This is a genomic window from Dietzia timorensis (assembly GCF_001659785.1).
GTDB lineage: Bacteria > Actinomycetota > Actinomycetes > Mycobacteriales > Mycobacteriaceae > Dietzia > Dietzia timorensis.
Genome location: NZ_CP015961.1, coordinates 2,240,229 through 2,258,578 on the forward strand (window position 1 = coordinate 2,240,229; position 18,350 = coordinate 2,258,578).

Annotated in this window: 18 protein-coding genes; 9 read left to right on the forward strand and 9 right to left on the reverse strand. The window is 63.6% G+C overall.

Annotated elements, in window-relative coordinates:
* Window positions 1-14: 14 nt before the first annotated feature.
* The gene (locus BJL86_RS10255; protein WP_067474612.1) at window positions 15-401 is read right to left on the reverse strand and encodes a VOC family protein; all 387 of its coding nucleotides are present in this window, start codon (window positions 399-401) and stop codon (window positions 15-17) included.
* Between the two features lie 129 nt (window positions 402-530).
* Between BJL86_RS10255 and BJL86_RS10260 the strand changes: the two genes are divergently transcribed.
* Window positions 531-728, forward strand: a complete 198-nt coding sequence (locus BJL86_RS10260; RefSeq protein ID WP_067474613.1) for a CsbD family protein — start codon at window positions 531-533, stop codon at window positions 726-728.
* Window positions 729-794: 66 nt separating this feature from the next.
* Here the strand turns inward: BJL86_RS10260 and BJL86_RS10265 are convergent, their stop codons facing one another.
* The 4 genes from BJL86_RS10265 to BJL86_RS10280 are packed head-to-tail and all read right to left on the reverse strand — an operon-like array spanning window position 795 to window position 4,783.
* A complete protein-coding gene (locus tag BJL86_RS10265) occupies window positions 795-1,718 on the reverse strand; it encodes an SDR family NAD(P)-dependent oxidoreductase (RefSeq protein WP_083657634.1) in 924 nt (307 codons plus the stop codon).
* Window positions 1,719-1,777: 59 nt separating this feature from the next.
* Complete coding sequence (locus tag BJL86_RS10270; RefSeq protein ID WP_067474619.1) at window positions 1,778-2,437, reverse strand: LutC/YkgG family protein; 660 nt, start codon at window positions 2,435-2,437, stop codon at window positions 1,778-1,780.
* Entirely contained in the window at window positions 2,430-3,962 is a 1,533-nt protein-coding gene (locus tag BJL86_RS10275; protein WP_231887204.1) for a lactate utilization protein B, read from the reverse strand. Before BJL86_RS10275 ends, BJL86_RS10270 begins: the two co-directional genes overlap by 8 nt.
* Window positions 3,959-4,783 (reverse strand): (Fe-S)-binding protein, encoded by an 825-nt coding sequence (locus BJL86_RS10280; RefSeq protein WP_067474705.1) that lies wholly within the window; start codon window positions 4,781-4,783, stop codon window positions 3,959-3,961. The genes BJL86_RS10275 and BJL86_RS10280 overlap by 4 nt, the downstream gene beginning before the upstream one ends.
* A gap of 158 nt (window positions 4,784-4,941) precedes the next feature.
* Between BJL86_RS10280 and BJL86_RS10285 the strand changes: the two genes are divergently transcribed.
* On the forward strand, window positions 4,942-5,706 hold the full coding sequence (locus BJL86_RS10285; protein WP_067474622.1) for a helix-turn-helix transcriptional regulator: 765 nt from the start codon (window positions 4,942-4,944) through the stop codon (window positions 5,704-5,706).
* Window positions 5,707-5,821: 115 nt separating this feature from the next.
* The gene (locus tag BJL86_RS10290; protein WP_067474625.1) at window positions 5,822-6,607 is read left to right on the forward strand and encodes a VOC family protein; all 786 of its coding nucleotides are present in this window, start codon (window positions 5,822-5,824) and stop codon (window positions 6,605-6,607) included.
* 14 nt (window positions 6,608-6,621) lie between these two features.
* Here the strand turns inward: BJL86_RS10290 and BJL86_RS10295 are convergent, their stop codons facing one another.
* The gene (locus BJL86_RS10295; RefSeq protein WP_067474626.1) at window positions 6,622-8,037 is read right to left on the reverse strand and encodes an MFS transporter; all 1,416 of its coding nucleotides are present in this window, start codon (window positions 8,035-8,037) and stop codon (window positions 6,622-6,624) included.
* A gap of 489 nt (window positions 8,038-8,526) precedes the next feature.
* Here BJL86_RS10295 and BJL86_RS10300 point away from each other — a divergent pair, with 489 nt between their 5' ends.
* A complete protein-coding gene (locus tag BJL86_RS10300) occupies window positions 8,527-8,976 on the forward strand; it encodes a PRC-barrel domain-containing protein (protein WP_067474629.1) in 450 nt (149 codons plus the stop codon).
* A 16-nt stretch (window positions 8,977-8,992) separates the two neighbouring features.
* Here BJL86_RS10300 and BJL86_RS10305 read toward each other — a convergent pair whose 3' ends face one another.
* Complete coding sequence (locus BJL86_RS10305) at window positions 8,993-9,355, reverse strand: hypothetical protein (protein WP_197487581.1); 363 nt, start codon at window positions 9,353-9,355, stop codon at window positions 8,993-8,995.
* 130 nt (window positions 9,356-9,485) lie between these two features.
* On the opposite strand from BJL86_RS10305, the gene BJL86_RS10310 reads away from it, so the two are divergent.
* Window positions 9,486-9,929, forward strand: coding sequence for a hypothetical protein (locus BJL86_RS10310; RefSeq protein WP_067474635.1), 444 nt, complete (start codon window positions 9,486-9,488; stop codon window positions 9,927-9,929).
* Here BJL86_RS10310 and pcm read toward each other — a convergent pair.
* On the reverse strand, window positions 9,926-10,543 hold the full coding sequence (gene pcm / locus BJL86_RS10315; protein WP_231887205.1) for a protein-L-isoaspartate O-methyltransferase: 618 nt from the start codon (window positions 10,541-10,543) through the stop codon (window positions 9,926-9,928). The two genes, BJL86_RS10310 and pcm, sit on opposite strands and share 4 nt — an antisense overlap.
* A gap of 4 nt (window positions 10,544-10,547) precedes the next feature.
* Between pcm and BJL86_RS10320 the strand changes: the two genes are divergently transcribed.
* Window positions 10,548-12,044 (forward strand): lipase maturation factor family protein, encoded by a 1,497-nt coding sequence (locus tag BJL86_RS10320; RefSeq protein WP_231887206.1) that lies wholly within the window; start codon window positions 10,548-10,550, stop codon window positions 12,042-12,044.
* A gap of 27 nt (window positions 12,045-12,071) precedes the next feature.
* On the opposite strand, the gene BJL86_RS10325 is transcribed toward BJL86_RS10320, so the two are convergent.
* Window positions 12,072-12,716, reverse strand: coding sequence for a hypothetical protein (locus BJL86_RS10325; protein WP_067474643.1), 645 nt, complete (start codon window positions 12,714-12,716; stop codon window positions 12,072-12,074).
* Window positions 12,717-13,035: 319 nt separating this feature from the next.
* On the opposite strand from BJL86_RS10325, the gene betT reads away from it, so the two are divergent.
* Genes betT through BJL86_RS10340 form a run of 3 tightly spaced genes read left to right on the forward strand, consistent with a single transcriptional unit; the run spans window position 13,036 to window position 18,318 of the window.
* The gene (gene betT, locus BJL86_RS10330; protein WP_075844956.1) at window positions 13,036-15,213 is read left to right on the forward strand and encodes a choline BCCT transporter BetT; all 2,178 of its coding nucleotides are present in this window, start codon (window positions 13,036-13,038) and stop codon (window positions 15,211-15,213) included.
* Entirely contained in the window at window positions 15,210-16,694 is a 1,485-nt protein-coding gene (locus tag BJL86_RS10335; RefSeq protein ID WP_067474647.1) for an aldehyde dehydrogenase family protein, read from the forward strand. The genes betT and BJL86_RS10335 overlap by 4 nt, the downstream gene beginning before the upstream one ends.
* Before the next feature lie 40 nt (window positions 16,695-16,734).
* Window positions 16,735-18,318, forward strand: coding sequence for a GMC family oxidoreductase (locus tag BJL86_RS10340; RefSeq protein ID WP_067474650.1), 1,584 nt, complete (start codon window positions 16,735-16,737; stop codon window positions 18,316-18,318).
* The last annotated feature ends 32 nt before the right edge of the window (window positions 18,319-18,350 follow it).

Consider the following 18,350-nt stretch of genomic DNA (forward strand, 5'->3'; position numbering starts at 1 on the left):
TCCCGGGCGCCGATCTAGTCGGTGCACAGGCAGAACGGGTGTCCGACCGGGTCGAGGAATACCACGAACTGCCCTGTCTCGCTCGGCTGCACTTCGTGCTTTGTGGCACCGGCCGCTATCGCCTCGCGCTCGCCTTCTACGAGGTCGTCGACGTAGAAGTCGAGATGCCCCTGCTGCGGCACGGGACCATCGGGCCATGTCGGTGGTCGGAAGTCGGGAATCTGCTGGCAGCCGATTCGGAAGTGCTCCCCGTGGTCGCCGGGCGGGACGACGTTCGCCCATCCTGGAACGTCGGGGAAGCTGCTCACGCTCCACCCGAGCAAGCGGGCGTAGAAGGCGGCCAGTTCTTCGCAGTCGGGGCAGTCGAGGACGAAATAGTTGAGGTACGAACTGAGTGCCATGAGGCAAGTGCAGCACACAGAAAACACTCCCGCCACTGTTTGCCGATTCTCGTCCCCGCACAGAGTCTCCAAACGGGCGTATCGTGGAAATGCACATTAAGTAATCTGCGGCACGAAGGAAGTGACACTATGGGTTTCGACGAAAAGGCTCAGAACAAGGCCCAGGAATTCCAGGGCAAGGCGAAGGAGTTCGTCGGCGACAAGACCGGTGACGAGAACCTTCAGGCCGATGGCGCCGCCGATCAGGCGGAGTCGGGCGCGAAGAAGGCAGCCGAGAACGTCAAGGATGCCGCCAAGAACCTCAAGGACGGGCTCACGGGCAACTAGTCCCCCGCCTACTCTGCGGACGCCGTCCGCCGCAACCATCGCGGCGGACGGCGTCCGCGTTTCGGGCTAGAACGGTAGGTCGGTTCCTGTTTCCCGCACGCCCAGCTCCCACACGCGGTCGGTGGCCTTCTCCGAAAGCGACAGCGCCGAGGCCTCATGAACGCCGGGGGCTCCCCACATGTCGAGCCACCCATCGGGCCCCAGGTATGTCAGCGCCGGGTAGTACCCTGCGGACGCTTCGAGCAGCGGCATCGCGCCTTCCCGGGAGGTTCCCGCGAATTGTGCGGAGACGAAGTCGAGGGCGGTGTCGACAGGCGGCACCCCGCTAGCGTTCTGGATATTGGTGTGCGCCCATCCCGGATGCGCGGTCAGCACCGAAACACCGCGTCCGGCGTCATCCAACCGTTTCTGCAATGCGGTCGCCCACATCTGGTCGGCGAGCTTGGACTGGCTGTATGCAACGGGAAACGACCACTTGCGATGCTCGAAGTGAGGGTCACCGATATCGACATGGCCCTTTTTGTGCGAGTGAGACCCTGTGATAACGATACGCCCGGTGACCAGGTCGGCGAGCAGGTTGGTGAACGCGAAGGGCGCGAGAAAGTTGGTCGCGAGAATTCGCTCGAAACCGTCGTCGGTGAGGACCCTGCGACCGGTGACCGCGCCGGCGTTGTTGACCATGACATCGATGTCCGTGCCGAGAGCGCGCACCGCAGCCGCGGCCTCGTGTACAGAGGACAGGTGGGCGAGATTGAGTTTGACGATATCGACCTCGGCGCCCGATTCGCGCAGCTCCGAGGCGAGTTCCTCGGCGCGTTCGAGGCTGCGCGCGGGGAGGATCATCCTGCGCCCAGGGGCCGCGACCATCCGCGCGAGCTCGCGACCGATACCGTTGGTTGCCCCGGTGATCAGCCACGTGCGTCCCGTCTTCTCCGGATCGAGATCCATCGGTGGTGACGGCGCGGGGCGGAATTTCGAAAGTAGAGACATGGTCCTCCTCGGTGACGATTCGAGGCTATCGGTTCCCCGGCGAACGGGCGGGAGTCGTTCTATTCCGCGATGATCACGTCGAGTCGCCGCGGCCCGTGCACGCCGTGGACGCGAATGAATTCGATATCGACGGTCGCGCTCGGTCCGGACACCATCGTGATGGGTGCGGTGTCGTGCCCGGCGTCCACGATGCGGCGGAACCCCTCCGGCACGATGTCGACGATGTCTGCGGCGCGCACGACGATGACGTGGTGATCGGGTACGAGCGTGATGGCGCGACGCCCACACTCATTTCCGACGAGCACGATTGTTCCCGTGTCCGCAATGGCGACGAACGACCCTGTGACCACCGCGTCGACGGTATCGACCGTTTCAATATCGAGGGGATTCGAGGCGCTATCCCTCAGAATCGTCGGGTGCTCGGCGCCTCCGCCGTCAGAGGTGATGGTGTCCAGCCACGGCACCGGGAACTCGTCGGGCACGACGACGGACTGGGCGCCGTCGAGAAAATCGGCGACCGCCTGGCCAACATCGGCTGTAGGCACTCGCTGCACCGTCGCATCGTAATCGTCGAGACGGTCGATGAGCAGCTCGATCCGCGCTTCCGAACTGCGCGAGCCGGCGACCCGGTAGTTGCGGTCGATTCTCGCCGGTTTCGGCTGTCCGCCTCCAAGGGAAGAACGGATGCGTTCGAGAATCTCGATGCGTGCCTCATTCATCTCTATTGTCCTTCCACCAGCTGCGGAACGAGGATTTCGGGGGCTGCGGTATATCGCGCGTCCCAGTCCACTTTCCGCCGATTCCGGGCAAATCCGTCATCCCTTCGGAGGGCGTCGTGATATGCGCGATCGGCAGCGCTTTCCCTATCAAGTTCATTCGTCGCCCGTCGGACATCATCCACTTGGCGCCCTTGAGCGCTGCGTCGAGCTGGGTGCGCGGGATTTTCTCACCGTGGTTCACCTCGTCGTCCTGAGCGCGAAGCCGGGTGAGCATCGTCGGGATATCGATCTTGACCGGGCACGCGTCGAAACACGCCCCGCACAGTGAGGAGGCATAGGGCAGTGTGCCGTTCTCGGCCTCATCGACGCCGGTGAGCAGCGGGGTGAGGATCGCCCCGATCGGTCCTGGGTAGACGGAGCCGTACGCGTGTCCGCCCGAGCGTTGGTACACCGGGCACACGTTCATGCATGCCGAGCAGCGGATGCAATGCAAAGCCTCGCGTCCATGCTCGTCGGCGAGGGCGCGGGTCCGGCCGTTATCGAGGAGCACGACGTGCACGTTCTCCGGCCCGTCGGAGTCGGCGACTCCGGTCCAGAACGAGCTATAGGGGTTCATCCGCTCCCCTGTCGACGACCTGGGAAGTAGCTGCATGAACACCTCGAGATCACCGAAGCTCGGCAACAGCTTCTCGATGCCCATGAGCGTGATGAGGGTCTTGGGCAGCGTGACGCACATCCTGCCGTTTCCTTCGGATTCGACCACGGAGAGCGTCCCGGTGTCGGCGATGCCGAAGTTCGCCCCCGATACGGCGACGTCTGCGGAGAGGAACCTTCTGCGCAGGTGCTTTCGGCTCGCCTCGGCGAGATGCGCCGGCTGGGAATCGAGATCCGGGTCGACGTCGTCCATACCCCGCAGGAAAATGCGCCGGATCTCCTCTCGGTTCCGGTGGATCGCGGGGACGAGGATATGTGAGGGCAGGTCGTTTCCCAGCTGGACGATCAGTTCGGCAAGGTCGGTTTCGAGGGCGTCGATTCCGCGGTCGGCGAGCGCCTCGTTCAGGCCGGTCTCTTGTGTGGCCATGGACTTGACCTTGATGACGTCGCGCCGACCTTGCTCGTTGACGCGGGCGTTGTCCTCGACGAGGCCGGCGATGATGTCGTTGGCCTCGTCGGCGTCCCGTGCCCAGTGGACGTGGCCCCCTCGTGCGGTAAAGGCCGCCTCGAATTGTTCGAGTAGCTCCGGAAGGCGCGCGATGACGTCGGACTTGATTGCCTCTCCCGCGTCCCGCAGCTGCTCCCAGTCCGGCATTTCCGCGACCCGTTGGTCGCGTTTGTCCTGGATGCTGTGAGTGGCGTTGCGCAGATTCGTCCGCAGTTGCACGTTCTGGCTCTCGTGCGCAGAGGCTTCCTGGAACGGTGCCACCTCCCGGAGATTCCCGCGCCCTGGCACGGTGGGCATCCCGAGCATCGTGCGATCATTGTGAGTCTCGCGCGGAAGCGTGACGTCGATATCCCGTGTGGTCATCGCAGCGCACCTCCTGTGACGGTCGCACCTTCTGCGGGCACCATCAGCGGCTCCTCTTTTGTAGAGGCAAGGATGCGCGCGAGGTGCACCGTGGCGGGCGCGTTGGATTCTGCCGGGATGAGTCGCCGGGTCCGGGAAAGCCCGCCGCCGATGTGCATCAGACAGCTCACATCGCCCCCGGAACACACCTCGGCGTTCGTCGACACGATGGCCTCGGTCTTATCGCCGAGCATGGCTCCCGAGATCGCCGGATTCTTCACCGCGAAGGTGCCGCCGAAGCCGCAGCATTCCGACTCGTTCTGGATCTCTGCCAATTCGAGCCCCTCTACGGAAGCCAACAGGTCACGCTGTCGGTCGCCTAGGCGCAGGATCCGCATCCCATGGCACGACGGGTGGTAGGCCACCGTGTGCGGGAAGTAGCTGCCGAGCGCCTCCGCGGCATCGGAAATCCCGCAGATGTCGGTGAGGAAATGGCACAGCTCATAGGTCCTGTCCGCGATGTCGGCGGCACGACCGGCCAGAGACTCGTCGTCGTTGTACCTCGCGATCATCGGGTGCTGGTGCCCGAGCGAGGCCACGCACGAACCGCTGGGCGCCACCGCGTAGTCCCAGGCGGCGTTCTCGAAGGCGAGGACATGGTTTCGCACCACCGGGTAGGCGTCGTGAAATTTGCCGGAATTGATATGCATCTGGCCGCAGCAGGCCTGGCGTTCGGGGAACGACACGGTATGGCCGAGCCGTTCGAGTATCCGCGTGGTGGCGATGGCCACCTCCGGATACATCGCATCCACGATGCACGTGGCGAAGAGCGCAATTTTCATTTTCGAGTCCTCGGGCAGGAGGGTCTGATCTTTCCCTTCCACGCTATGCCTCCGGCCACCGGGCGGGAGCAGATATGGCGCGGACGCCCCCATCGGGCCGTGATGAGAATACGCTTACAATCGCCCGATTGTCGGCGGCCGCCACTAGTATTTGGCCCATGCCTGCCGGCCGTATCGCCGCCCTGCCAGCACCCGCCCTCGCGGCGGCGCTCGAGCTTGTCCACATGCGCTCCGACGAACCCATCCAGGTCGCCGATCTCGCAGACGCCGCCGGGTATAGCCAACATCACTTCAGCCGTATGTTCGCCGCATCCATGGGCGTAGCCCCGGCGCAGTACGTGTGCGCACACCGAATAGACGCCGCCAAACGCATGCTCCTCGAGTCCGACTTCCCGGTGATCGACGTAGCCACCTCGGTCGGTTTCGATTCGCTGTCGAGCTTCACCCGGCGCTTCCGCGACAGTGTTGGCGTACCCCCCGCTCACCTCCGCCGGCTCGCGGGAGAAGTTGCTTCCACAACCCTCACCCCGTTTTCGCTGGGTGACGGCGACGCTCCTACGATTTCCGTGCGCATGCACTTCCCGCCCGACGACGAGCTCTCTCGTGGCCCCGGCGTGCCCCGCGCTACGTGGGTCGGCTGGTTTCCCCGCCCCTCCCCCATCGGGCTACCGGCCGAGGGAATGCTCACCTGGACCGACGAGCTTGCGCTTCCCCTGTGTCCGGGCAATCCCTGGCTGCTGGGGTTCACGGTCTCGACGAATGTGGAAGCGCACGAGGTTCTCGCACCGGAGCATCCGTTGGTGGCGATCCACATGCAGCCGGTTTTCGCGCCCTCCGACGTCACACTTCGATTCGACTGGGCCGATCCGTTCGCCGTGCCCATGCTGCCGGCGCTACCGAGCCTGCGAACTCGGCAGACATAGCGCACTTTCGGACAAGTCAGCGGCGGATCACGCCGATAACGTAAGAGATGTCCAGGTAAGAGCTTTACCCCACGCGGCGGCCGTGTCGCCGGTGGCGCATCCGAGGAGAATCATCATGTCCAATAAGGTCGGGACCCCCGTGTGGGTCGATTACGGCTCCAACAATTTCCAGGCGTGCACCGATTTTTACCAACAGCTATTCGGTTGGCGGTTTGAGGATCTCGGAGCCGAATTCAACAGCTACAACCTTGTCCACTGCGGCGACGCGCTCGTCGGCGGGCTCATGGATGTCTCCGGGATGGAATGCCCCACGGGCGGTCCGGTGCCCTCGGAGTGGGGCGTGTTCCTCCACGTCGAGGATCTGGCGGCGCGAACTGCCAAGGCCAAGGCGGCCGGCGGCGAGGTCGCGATGGAGGACATGGCGGTCGGCGATTCGGGGACGTGGTCGCTCGTCGTCGACCCGACAGGGGCACCCATCTCCCTGTGGCAGCCCAAAGAACTCGAATCCTACGACGTCGTGGGGGCACCTGGGACCCCGGTGTGGTTCGAGCTGATGACCAAGGATTTCGATGCCGCCGTCGCGTTCTATCGCGAGGTCTTTGATTTCGACATCCATATGATGTCGGACACCGACGAGTTCCGCTACGCCTCCAACGGTGACATGGAGAACGCGACCGCGGGAATCTGTTACGCCCCGTGGTTGGGCGAGAACGACAATTCGTACTGGCGCGTCTACTTCGGCGTCGACGGGGCCGATGCGGCGGCAGAAAAAGTGGCCTCGCTCGGGGGCAAGGTCACAGACGGCCCGGAGGATTCTCCATTCGGGCGCATCGTGACCGTGCTGGATCGCGAAGGTGCGACATTCCAGCTCTGCTCCATGAGCGAGGCCACTGGCGAGTAACGCCGGGCCCTTACCTAGGTGCGGGCGTACTCGGGGTCGTCGTCACCGGAATCGCCGAGTAGCGAAACGGGAGACTGGTTATCGTCCGCCTCGCCTGGTACCTCATCGCCACGCAGCGAGACGCCGGCCGTTTCGGTGAGGAACCACACGGCGACCATGCCGATCACGCATGCACCCATCATGAAGAATGCGGGGAACAGCGTGAACCCGGTCTCGCCGATGACTGCGTCGTTGACCAGCGGAGCCGTACCACCGAACGCGGCGGTGGCGACGTTGTACGAGATGGCGAACCCCGCGTAACGCACGGTTGTCGGGAACATCGCCGGGAAAGTCGCCGAGATCGTCGACAGCTGCGGGATGAAAAGCAGGCCGAGGATGACGAACGCGAGAATCGCCCAGCCGAACCCGACGCGCATGAGCATGTACATCGGCACGGCCATGATGAACAGACCGATAAGCGAAGTCCACCACATCGGCTTGCGCCCGACCTTGTCGGACAGGGTGCCGAAGAACGGGATGAGCGCCATCATCACGACCTGGCCGACGAACATGACAGCGGTCGCGTGGGACCCCTCGATGCCGACAGTGTCCGCCAGGTAGGTCGGCTGGTACGTGAGCAGGGTGTAGTGGGCGACGTTGAGCGCGGTCACCATGCCGAACATGATGGCGACCTGTTTGAAGTGGGTGCTGAACAGGTCCTTGTAGTTCTCCCACATCGTCTTGGTCTCTTGGTCGTCGTCGTCGAGGATCTCCTGGAAGACCGGCGACTCGTCGAGCTGCGAACGCAGGTAAAGGCCGATGAGGCCGAGCGGGAGCGCGATGAAGAACGGGATACGCCAGCCCCATTCATGCATGGACGCCTCGCTGGTGAGCGTCTGCAGGATGAGCACGACACCCGAACCGGCGACGAAGCCGCCGAGCGTACCGAACTCGAGGAACGAGCCGTAATGTCCGCGCTTATCGTCCGGGGAGTACTCGGCCATGAAGGTCGCGGCGCCGCCGTACTCTCCGCCGGTGGTGAAGCCCTGGCAGACACGGAGAAGAATGAGGAGGACCGGCGCCCATACGCCGATCTGGTCCTGGGTCGGGAGCACGCCGATCAGTGCGGTCGCCAGAGACATCAAGATGATGGTGAGCGCGAGAACACTCTTCCGGCCGAGTCGGTCGCCGATCGGCCCCCAGATGAACCCGCCGAGCGGACGGAGCACGAACGACACGGCCAGGCCCAGCATCGTTCCGATCGACTCGAGCCCATCGGCGAAGAAGTTCGCGGTGATGTAGGTCGCCACCGCGGCGTACACGCCGTAGTCGAACCACTCCGTGGCATTACCCATGGCAGAGGCCGCAATGGCGCGGTGAAGGACCGATTTGTCGACAGCATCCGGCTGCCCCGCCACGCCTTGCGCGGCGTCTATTTTGTTATCTGGCACGTTGTTACCTCCAGTGGCTCCGCTGCCCAGATCGGGCAGGGGACACTCTATTCGGAAACGGACTTGCTCACGCTAAACATCAGAAAACTCCTCGTAAAGTCGTCTCGATCGAGATCTGGTCTCGTTTTGGCGCCGTGCAACACCGCGCAAGTCGGATGACGCTGGTCACATCGATTCCACGTGGCTTCTCGACGTCCCACCTCGTTATCGAATCGAAATATCTTGAAGCCTCTCACATTTCTCAAATCCTGAGATTTCGCCCGCAACGCAATTCCGATGCCGGATCGTGACGTTCACCTTGAACGTCCTTGTGACCAGCACGCATTTGCCGCTCGTCGAGTCAAATGCGTTTGATCAGTGCCGTTTTGCTCGTTTTTATCTAGGAGTTATCGGCATCAGCACGCTACGTTCAAGGTCTCTAATCCTTTCCACAGGCCTCATTTGCCAGCGAAGGGATTGGTTGTCCCTGTCCCCTATGAACGGACCCAGATGCCAGTACGGAACTACGTCAGCGAGCTCGCCGATTCGAACGTCACCGACTTCGAAGGCAACAAGCTGGGAACGGTCGCGCAGGTGTATGTCACCGCTGCCGATCAGACTCCCTCGTGGGTTGCGGTCAAGAGCGGGCTCCTCGGAGTTCTCGGGTTCAAGGAATACTTCATCCCCCTCACCGAGGCGCGGTTCGAACCCGGCACGATCTTGGTGCCTTACTGCAAAGCTTTGGTCAAGGGCGCTCCCGCCGTCGACGAGGGCACGGTCATCTCTCCCGAGCAGGAAGATGAGTTGTACCGCTACTACGGGATCAAGGACAACGTCGAGCCTGTCGGCCCCGCTACGCCCAAGCCGCATCTGCACAACATTCTCGGCACCCGCGCCGGCGGGCTTGCGCGTGGCGAAAAGGCATCCCACTCCGATGAGGATCTCGCACCCACCGCCTAAGCCGTCCTCTCGTCACCTAATCGGATTCCGCTGCCGGCCCTGCTTTTCTTTCGTGATAGCCGCCGGCTTCCAGACCCGCCTCGATCTCGAATCGGTTGGTCAGCGGATCTCGTCCGGCGAGAAAGTACATCGGGATAAACGCCAGTCCGTAGCGCAGCCACTGTTGTCTGTGGACGTCCTCGTGAGCGAGCGTCTTCGCGCCTGGTTCCGTACGGCACAGGACCGTGTTGCCCACGCACGTCGCCCCTCGCCCGAACGCCCAGTTCGCCATTCCCGATATCACCACGAGCTCGCCCTTTCGGGTGCGCCGTCCCCGGCACACCAGGCCCCATGCCTGCGCGGCCACCGAGGCCAATGCATACCCTTTGCGGTTGATCACCCACATACCTTCCCACCTGTTCTCACCCATGACGCCGCACGTCCGATCACGTCGCGGGCGCGGCCTTCTTGATCGTGTCCACGCTTCTGTCCAGTATCGACCGATTTCGGCGACGATAGGATTACTCACCGTGCGCGATGACCAACGATTCCCAGGCGACCGCTCCGGCCCGAGGACGAAAGACGTCCTCTACACGGTGTTGTCCGCGCTCTTCGTCGTGGCGGGCATCATCATCGCGATCGCAGGAGGCGTGTGGCCCGGCGTGCTCTGTGCGGCGTTCTTCGGCGGCTGCACACTGGTCGGGATCCACGAGATTCTCGGCCCCGACGCCCCGGTCGCGAAGATCGCCGTCATCCTCGGCGGTTTTGTCATGGGCGTCGCGTGCTTCGCGTTCGGCTACGCGATTTCACGCCCCTTCTCCGAGACCCAGGTCAGCGGCGGTTGGAGAGGCGACACCTCGATGATTTTCGTCTGCATGTTCGGCGGCCTCTTCTTCACGCTCGGCTCGATCGCCGCCGCGGTGAAGGCGATCATCGATCGCCGCCGCATCAAGCGCCAGCAACGGTGGTATTAGCCTTCGATCAGCGGAACGAATGCGAAGCGCCCGTGGGCGGTCGTGGTGATTTCGCCGCCGGCCCTGCGGACGCGGAGCATTTCGCCGGCCACGGGTAGCACCAGCACTCCGCCGTCATCGAGCTGGTCCACGAGCACCTGCGGGAGCGTGCGGGCCTCGGCGGAGACGAGGATCCGGTGGAACGGTCCGGCCTCCGGCGCCCCCAACGTTCCCTCGAGTGCGGGAATGACGTCGGCGTTTCGATACCCCAGGAAAGCCACGCGTTCGGCGGCGGTTCGGGCGAGCGGTGCGACCCGTTCCGTCCCGAGCACGGTCCCACCTGGACCCACGAGTTCGGCGAGAATCGCCGTGGTCCATCCGGAGCCGGCGCCGACATCGAGCACGGAATCGCCGGGTCGCACATCGAGAAGCTCGAGCATTGTGCGCACGGTAAATGGCTGCGAATTGGTCACCCCATGGCCGATGGGCAACGGCCGATCCTCCGCAGCGTGGGCGCGGACATTGTCGGGCAGGAACGTCTCGCGCGGAACCCGCGCCATCGCTTCGCGCACCCTGTCATCGACTGCCATGCCACCATGGAAACGCACGAGCAGTCGCGAGACAAGGGTTCCCATGGACGTGAGCGGCGTAATGGCCGTCGTCGACGCGGGCGACTTCACCATCGCCCGCGAGATCATCATGCGCGGGGTCGCCGCGCTGTTCTTCCTCGCCTTTCTTTCCGGTTTTCGCCAGTTCCCAGCTCTGCTCGGCAAGAACGGGCTCTCCCCCGCGACTGAATTCATCCGTCGGACGTCATGGCGCCAGGGCCCCAGCGTGTTCCGGTGGCGGCGCACACCGTATTCGGACGGGCTCATGCGCATCGTGTGCGCGGTGGGCATGGCGCTCGCGGCGTCCGCCGTCATCGGAATCCCCCAGCTCGGGCCGGCCTGGGCGCCGATCCCGATATTTCTCGCGATGTTGGGGCTATACCTGTCCATCGTGTCGATCGGGCAACGGTTCTACGGATTCGGTTGGGAGATGATGCTGCTCGAGGCCGGGTTCTTGGCCGGATTCCTCGGCTCGCACGCCGTCGACCCGCCCGCGCCGATCCTGCTATTCCTGTGCTGGATGGTATTCCGCGTCGAATTCGGTGCGGGGATGATCAAGTGGCGCGGCGACCCGCAATGGCGCAACCTCACCGCGATGGACTTCCACCACGAAACCCAGCCGATGCCGGGGCCGCTGTCGCGATGGGCGCATCTGCGTGCGCCGTGGTGGCACAAGGTCGAAACGGTCGGGAATTTCGTCGTACAACTCGGCGCGCCGTTCCTGTTGTTCCTGCCCCAGCCGATCGCCACGTTTGGCGCGCTCGCGATCATCGCCAGCCAGCTCGCGCTGGTGGTCACGGGGAACTACGCGTGGCTCAACTGGCTCACCATCATCCTCGCGACCGCCGCAATCAGCGATTCGACGCTTGCATGGTTCGGCGGCGGCCCGTGGCCGGGGTTGAGCTGGTTCGGAATCGAACCGCACACCACCGCGGAAACGCACGCGTCACCGCTGTGGTGGTCGGCCGGCATAATGGTCGTGTTCTTGTGGCTGCTGGTACTCAGCCGACGACCGCTGCTCAACCTGCTGTCGCCCAATCAACGAATGAACGCCGCGTTCAACGTATTCAAGCTGGTCAACGCCTACGGCGCATTCGGGTCGATGACGCGCGTGCGCCGCGAACTCATTATCGAGGGCACGCGTGCATGCGACCCGTCCGAGTCCGATTGGCTCCCCTATGAATTCAGGGGCAAACCGGGAGATGTGTATCGCACCCCGCGCCAGTTCGCGCCGTACCACCTGCGCCTGGACTGGCTCATGTGGTTCGCCGCGCTGGGCGCCTATCGCGAGCCGTGGTTCCGCGCGTTGCTCGTCCGGCTCGCCCAGGGCGATCGCGGCATTCGCACACTCTTACGGACCGATCCGTATGACGGCGGAGCTCCCGCTCTCCTCCGCGTCCGCGTCTTCGAGTACCGGTACGCTACATCCGTAGAGCGGCGTGAGACCGGGAGGTACTGGACTCGCGAACTCCAGGGGACGCTCGTCCGCCCGTGCTCGCTCACCGACCTGAGCCCGCGCGACGAGTGATTCCGCGCGGGTCAACAGCGCAACGAGTTACCACACGTCGTATGTTTCACGGCTGACGCTGAATCCATGTTCGCCGGCCACGCACGTCATGCCTGTCTCCCGGCTACCGCAACGCACGTTCGGCGTCGCTCCATCGATATCGGTGACAACGTCGAGATACGTCCCGTATGGCAGCTCGACGCCGGTTCCGCGAGAGGGCCACGAGCCTTGCTGTTTCCAGCGCTGCGGGGCGCCATCGCCGATGGAGCCCGGGTACCAGCCGATTACGTCGGGTGTCGTTTCCGGAATACCGTCGTTGTACCTGTTCGCCTCAGGCCACGGCTGATGCTCCCCGACGACACAGCCTGCGCCCTCTCCTGTGATGTGGCACTGGATATTCCCGGTGGGCGAGGTAAAGCGCGTGCCCGCGAGGCGACTGTTCCCGTTGCCCGTATAGGACAGTGCATCTCGTTCGGTGAGGTCCGAGAAGTCGGCGTTCTTCTTCGCGCCGGAGGACCGCTCGGCCGCCGTCGACGAGGAGGTCGCCGTCGTGGTGCCGCCGGATTCCGAGGTCGATTCGGTAGTCGATTCGGAGGTGGCCGACGATTCCGAAGCACTCTCCGTCGTTGAGGGGAACGTGGCTTCCACCGTCGTCATCGCCTCCCCCTCCGAACCATCGGATGACGAATTCACGGCATCTCCCAGACCGCACCCCGCTAGCATCGTCGCAAGTCCTACCACCGCGGCCGCCTGTCGTGCCCTCATCCTCGACTCCCTCAGCTCGGCTATTCATTTGATCCGAACTATTTCGAATCCCACGACGTGTTTACGTTATCCGCATCCGCAGAATTTCGTTTCGGAATTGCTCTATGGAATTCACCACATCGCCGAGTGTGGATCGCCCTCAGGCTAGGGTTGATACGGGTTCCCGAACCCGCATCTTCATATTTCGGCCGTTGTTCGCCGTGGCGCGCTTAGGGAACCCGATCATTCCCTAATCGAAAGGAAGGACATGGCTGATTCCGCCGAATTCGCGGCACCGGAATCGAATGACACCACCGACGGAAGACCCGACACCGCCACGACACAGGCCACCCACTCGGCGGTGAACTGGCCGGTGTTCGCCGGCACCTCGGTGATCATCGTGGCGTTCGTGCTGTGGGCTGCGATCTGGCCCGACGCGGCATCGACCGCAATTTTCGGTGCGATGGACTGGGTGGCCACGAACTTCGGCTGGTATTACATCCTTACCGCCACCATCGTCGTCGTATTCGTCATCGTCGTCGCATTCTCTCGCGTCGGGCGAACAAAGATGGGGCCCGACCATTCACGACCGAAGTTCAACCTCTTCACCTGGGCCGCGATGCTCTTTGCCGCCGGCATCGGCGTCGACCTGATGTTCTTCGGCATTTCCGGCCCGGCGACGAACTATCTGACCCCGCCCGACGTCGGCGCGATGAGCGACGAGGCCGCGCGCATGGCGCCGATCTGGACAATCTTTCACTACGGCATCCCTGGGTGGGCGATGTACGCGCTCATGGGCATGGCTTTCGGATTGTTCGCGTACCGCTACCACCTTCCCCTGAGCATTCGCTCGGCTCTCGCGCCGATTTTCGGCAAGCGCATCCACGGCGCCGCAGGACACACCGTCGAGATCGCCGCGACGATCGGCACCATCTTCGGCATCTCCGTATCCCTCGGTATCGGCGTCGTCTTCCTCAACTACGGCCTGTCAGAACTCTTCGGCGTTCCGAATTCGTTGTCCGTGCAGATAGCGCTGATGGCGCTGGCCGTTTTCATCACCATCGCCTCGACCGTGTCCGGCGTCGACAAGGGAATCCGCCGGCTCTCCGAGCTGAATGTGATCCTCGCGATCGTGCTCGCCCTGTGGGTTCTGTTCTCCGGACAGACCGCGCACATGCTCGACGCACTCGTCCAGAACATCGGCGACTTCTTCTCCCGCTTCCCGTCGATGATGATGAACACCTTCGCCTACAGCACCGGCACCGCGGACTATCCCGCCGAACAGTGGAAGGCAGACTGGACGCTGTTCTTCTGGGCCTGGTGGATAGCGTGGGCGCCGTTCGTCTCGCTGTTCCTCGCCCGCATTTCCCGCGGTCGCACGCTGCGCCAGTTCGTCATCGGCGTCCTGCTCATCCCGTTTTCCTTCATCCTCATGTGGGTGTCGATCTTCGGGAACGCGGCGCTGAGCTTCTTCGATGACCAAGAGTTCCTCAATCAAGCCGTCGAGTTGCCCGAATCGGGCTTCTTCACCCTTCTCGAACAGTACCCGGGTTCGACGTTCACCATCTCGATTGCCGTGCTCACGGGAATGTTCTTCTACGTCACCTCCGCCGACTCCGGCTCTCTCGTCATGGCGAACATGACCTCGAAACCGACAATGAACGATTCGGACGGACCACCGTGGCTGCGCATCGTCTGGGCGGTCATCACCGGCGCCCTGACCCTTGTCATGTTGTTCATCGACGGCGTGTACACGCTGCAGGCGGCCACCGTCATGGTCGGTCTGCCATTGTCGATTCTCATCTATCTCGTCATGTTCAGCCTGTGGAAGGTCCTCAAAACAGAGCAACTCGGTATCGACTCCCGCCAGGCGACGTTGCCCACCCTCCTCACCAGCCGCGTCCGTGACCAAGGGGAACGTGGAAATTGGCGTCAGCGCCTCAAGCACCGCATGTCGTATGCGAGCGAGACCGAAGCCGCGGACTTCGTGAGCAACGTCGCATCCCCGGCGATCGAAGAAGTCGCCGCAGAGATCAAGTCCATGGGCTTCGAGGTTTCCTGCCACCGAGGATCACACCCCGACAGCAACATCCCGTACATCGACCTCGTCGTCTCGTTCCCGAACTCGGAAGACTTCAAGTACCAGGCGTATCCAGTGGCCTACTCGGTGCCGAGCTTCGCAACCAACCTCGCTGCGGTTCGCGATACCTACTACCGCGTGGAGATCTTCTCCATCCACGGTTCACGAGGTCGAGACATCATGGGCTACACCCAGGATCAGGTCATCACCGATGTCCTCGACGCGTACGACGCGCACATCGCGTACCTCAACCTCAGCGGAGACGGTAGCCTCGCGACCGGCGACGTCGCCGCGAACGTTCCGGAAGAATGGATCGACTCCGACCGTATCGATCCCTCCACGACCTCGGAAGAGGAGCACTCATGACTGACTCCGTAGCAACCCTCTACATCGATGGAGCCTGGGTCCCGTCGTCCACCGGCGACACCCGCTCCATCATCTGCCCGGCCGACGGAACCGACGTCGGCGTGGTCTCCGAGGCGAGCACCGCCGACACCGAATCTGCGATCGCCGCGGCGCGCCGCGCTTTCGACTCTCGGGTGTGGGCGGACCGCCCGGCAGGCGAACGCGGCGATTTTCTTCTTGACGTCGCAGAGCAGCTCCGCCGGCGGAAGGACGAATTCGCCCGCGCAGAAGCTCTCGATACCGGCAAGCGCCTGGTCGAGGCCGAAGGCGATATGGACGACATCATCGCCTGCTTCCGCTTCTTCGGAAAGATCGCCGACCACGATCCGGGACGGCTCGTCGACGCCGGGGACAACTCGGTCATCTCCCGCGTCGTGTACGAGCCGATCGGCGTGTGCGGAATGATCACGCCCTGGAACTTCCCGCTGCTCCAGGCCTCGTGGAAGATCGCGCCCGCACTAGCGGCCGGGAACTCCTTCGTTATCAAGCCCGCCGAGCTCACGCCCCACACGACGATCCTCATCCTCGACGTCATCGACAAACTAGGCCTTCCTGCGGGAGTCGCGAACCTCGTTCTTGGCGACGGCGGGACGGTCGGCGCTCCCCTGTCCAGCCATCCGGACATCGATCTCGTCTCGTTCACCGGCGGCCTGGTCACCGGTCGCAAGATCGCCGAAGCAGCAGCTCCGGGCATCAAGAAGGTCGCGCTCGAGCTCGGCGGGAAGAACCCGAACGTCGTCTTCGCCGATGCGGACTTCGATGCGGCGGTAGACAATGCCCTCAACGCCGGGTTCGTGGATTCCGGCCTCGTCTGTTCAGCGGGCACCCGGCTCATCGTCCAGGACACCATCGCGGAGAAGTTTGTCGACGCTCTCGTTCGACGTGCCGAGGGCATTGTCATGGGCGGCCCGCTCGACGAGAACGCGGAAACCGGTCCGCTGATCTCCGAGGCACACCGCGACAAGGTCACCGACTACGTCAAGCGCGGTGTCGACGCAGGTGCACGGCTGCGTACAGGCGGCCACTGGGGAGGCCCGGAGCACGAGAAGGGATACTTCTACGCGCCGACGATTCTCGACCAGTGCACCAAGGACAACCCCGCCGTCATCGAAGAGGGTTTCGGCCCTGTCATCACGGTCGAGACCTTCTCTACGGAAGAAGAGGCCGTCGAGATCGCCAACCACACCGAGTACGGTCTCGCGGGTGCCGTGTGGTCCTCTGACGCCGGCACCGCCAACCGCGTCTCGCGCCGACTGCGTCACGGCACCATCTGGATCAACGACTACCACCCGTATGTGCCGCAGGCCGAGTGGGGCGGGTTCAAGATGTCCGGTGTCGGCCGCGAGCTCGGCCTTTCCGGCCTCGACGAATACCGCGAGGCCAAGCACATCTATCAGAACACCGAGCCCGCCGTGTCCGGTTGGTTCCCGGTCAAGGACTAATCAATAACGTCGAGTGTGAGAAAGGTTTAGGCGACCGAATATGCCCGAAAACAACAAGCCGTCCGAGAATCCCATCACCGAGTACGACTACGTCATCGTCGGCGGCGGCTCCGCCGGCGCGGCGCTGGCTGCGAGGCTCTCCGAGGATCCCGGCGTCGAGGTGGCCTTGCTCGAGGCCGGCGACTCCGACCTCGACCACCAGGAGGTGCTCGAGCTCAAGCGATGGATGGAGTTGCTCGAATCCGGACTCGACTGGGACTACCCGATCGAGCCGCAGGAAAACGGCAACTCGTTCATGCGCCACGCACGCGCGAAGGTGCTCGGCGGCTGCTCATCGCACAATTCCTGCATCGCGTTCCATCCGCCGGCCGAGGATATGGACCTGTGGGAATCCCTCGGCGCCGAGGGATGGAACGCCGAGACGATACTTCCGCTCATCAAGCGCCTCGAGACCAATGCCCGAGGCGGCGAGCAACACGGCACCGATGGTCCGGTTCACATCATGGACGCGCCCCCGGAGGACCCGTTGGGCGTCGCCATCCTCGACGCGTGCGAGCAGGCGGGCATCCCCCGCGCCCAGTTCAACGAGTTCTCCACCGTCGTCACCGGTGCGAACTGGTTCCAAGTCAATCGAAAAGCCGACGGCACCCGCTCGTCGTCCTCGGTGTCGTACCTGCACCCGAACATGGGCCGAGAGAACCTGCACGTGCTCACCGGCCACAGGGTCATGCAAGTTCTCTTCGACGAGAACAATCGCGCCGTCGGCGTCGAATACGTCAACAACGCCTTTGGCCGCTCCTCGCTGATGTACGCCCGAAAGGAAGTCATCCTGTCTGCGGGCGCAATCGATACCCCGAAGCTGCTCATGCTCTCGGGCATCGGCCCTTCCGAGCATTTGTCCGAGCTCGGCATCGACGTACGCGTCGATTCCCCGGGCGTGGGCTCGAACCTGCAGGATCACCCGGAAGCCGTCATCTCGTGGGAATCCACACAGAAAATGACCCGTGATTCCACCCAGTGGTGGGAGATCGGCATCTTCGCCGCCACCGAGGACGGACTCGATCTACCGGATCTGATGATGCATTACGGCTCGGTTCCGTTCGACATGCACACCCGCCGACAGGGCTACCCCACCTCGCCGGAGTCTTTCGCGCTGACACCGAACGTCACCCACGCCAAGTCGCGGGGAACGGTTCGGCTGCGTTCGATCGACTTCCGCGATAAGCCCAAGGTCGATCCGCGCTACTTCACCGACCCCGAGGGCCACGATATGGCGGTCGCGGTCGCGGGCATCAAGAAGGCTCGCGAGATCGTCGCCCAGTCCTCGATGGATTCCTTCCGTGGGCGCGAGCTCTTCCCGGGCGAGAACGTGCAGTCGGACGAGGAGATCGCCGATTACGTGGCGAAGACGCACAACACCGTGTACCACCCGGCCGGATCGTGCCGGATGGGCGCGGTGGACGACGACATGTCTCCGCTCGATCCGCAGCTGCGTGTCAAGGGCATCACCGGTCTGCGCGTCGTCGATGGTTCGGTCATGCCGCAGCTGACGGCGGTCAATCCGAACATCACGACGATGCTCATCGGCGAACGCGCCTCGGACCTGATCAAGGCCGATCAGTAGCCGACACCACGACGACGAGCTCCACTCGGGGC

Coding starts and splice junctions, on each gene's coding strand:
- betT (WP_075844956.1), top strand. CDS start 13,036: ATGGCTGATTCCGCCGAATTCGCGGCACCGGAATCGAATGACACCACC.
- BJL86_RS10300 (WP_067474629.1), top strand. CDS start 8,527: ATGCCAGTACGGAACTACGTCAGCGAGCTCGCCGATTCGAACGTCACC.
- BJL86_RS10265 (WP_083657634.1), bottom strand. CDS start 1,718: ATGTCTCTACTTTCGAAATTCCGCCCCGCGCCGTCACCACCGATGGAT.
- BJL86_RS10280 (WP_067474705.1), bottom strand. CDS start 4,783: ATGAAAATTGCGCTCTTCGCCACGTGCATCGTGGATGCGATGTATCCG.
- BJL86_RS10290 (WP_067474625.1), top strand. CDS start 5,822: ATGTCCAATAAGGTCGGGACCCCCGTGTGGGTCGATTACGGCTCCAAC.
- BJL86_RS10270 (WP_067474619.1), bottom strand. CDS start 2,437: ATGAATGAGGCACGCATCGAGATTCTCGAACGCATCCGTTCTTCCCTT.
- BJL86_RS10275 (WP_231887204.1), bottom strand. CDS start 3,962: ATGACCACACGGGATATCGACGTCACGCTTCCGCGCGAGACTCACAAT.
- BJL86_RS10340 (WP_067474650.1), top strand. CDS start 16,735: ATGCCCGAAAACAACAAGCCGTCCGAGAATCCCATCACCGAGTACGAC.
- pcm (WP_231887205.1), bottom strand. CDS start 10,543: ATGGGAACCCTTGTCTCGCGACTGCTCGTGCGTTTCCATGGTGGCATG.
- BJL86_RS10255 (WP_067474612.1), bottom strand. CDS start 401: ATGGCACTCAGTTCGTACCTCAACTATTTCGTCCTCGACTGCCCCGAC.
- BJL86_RS10335 (WP_067474647.1), top strand. CDS start 15,210: ATGACTGACTCCGTAGCAACCCTCTACATCGATGGAGCCTGGGTCCCG.
- BJL86_RS10285 (WP_067474622.1), top strand. CDS start 4,942: ATGCCTGCCGGCCGTATCGCCGCCCTGCCAGCACCCGCCCTCGCGGCG.
- BJL86_RS10260 (WP_067474613.1), top strand. CDS start 531: ATGGGTTTCGACGAAAAGGCTCAGAACAAGGCCCAGGAATTCCAGGGC.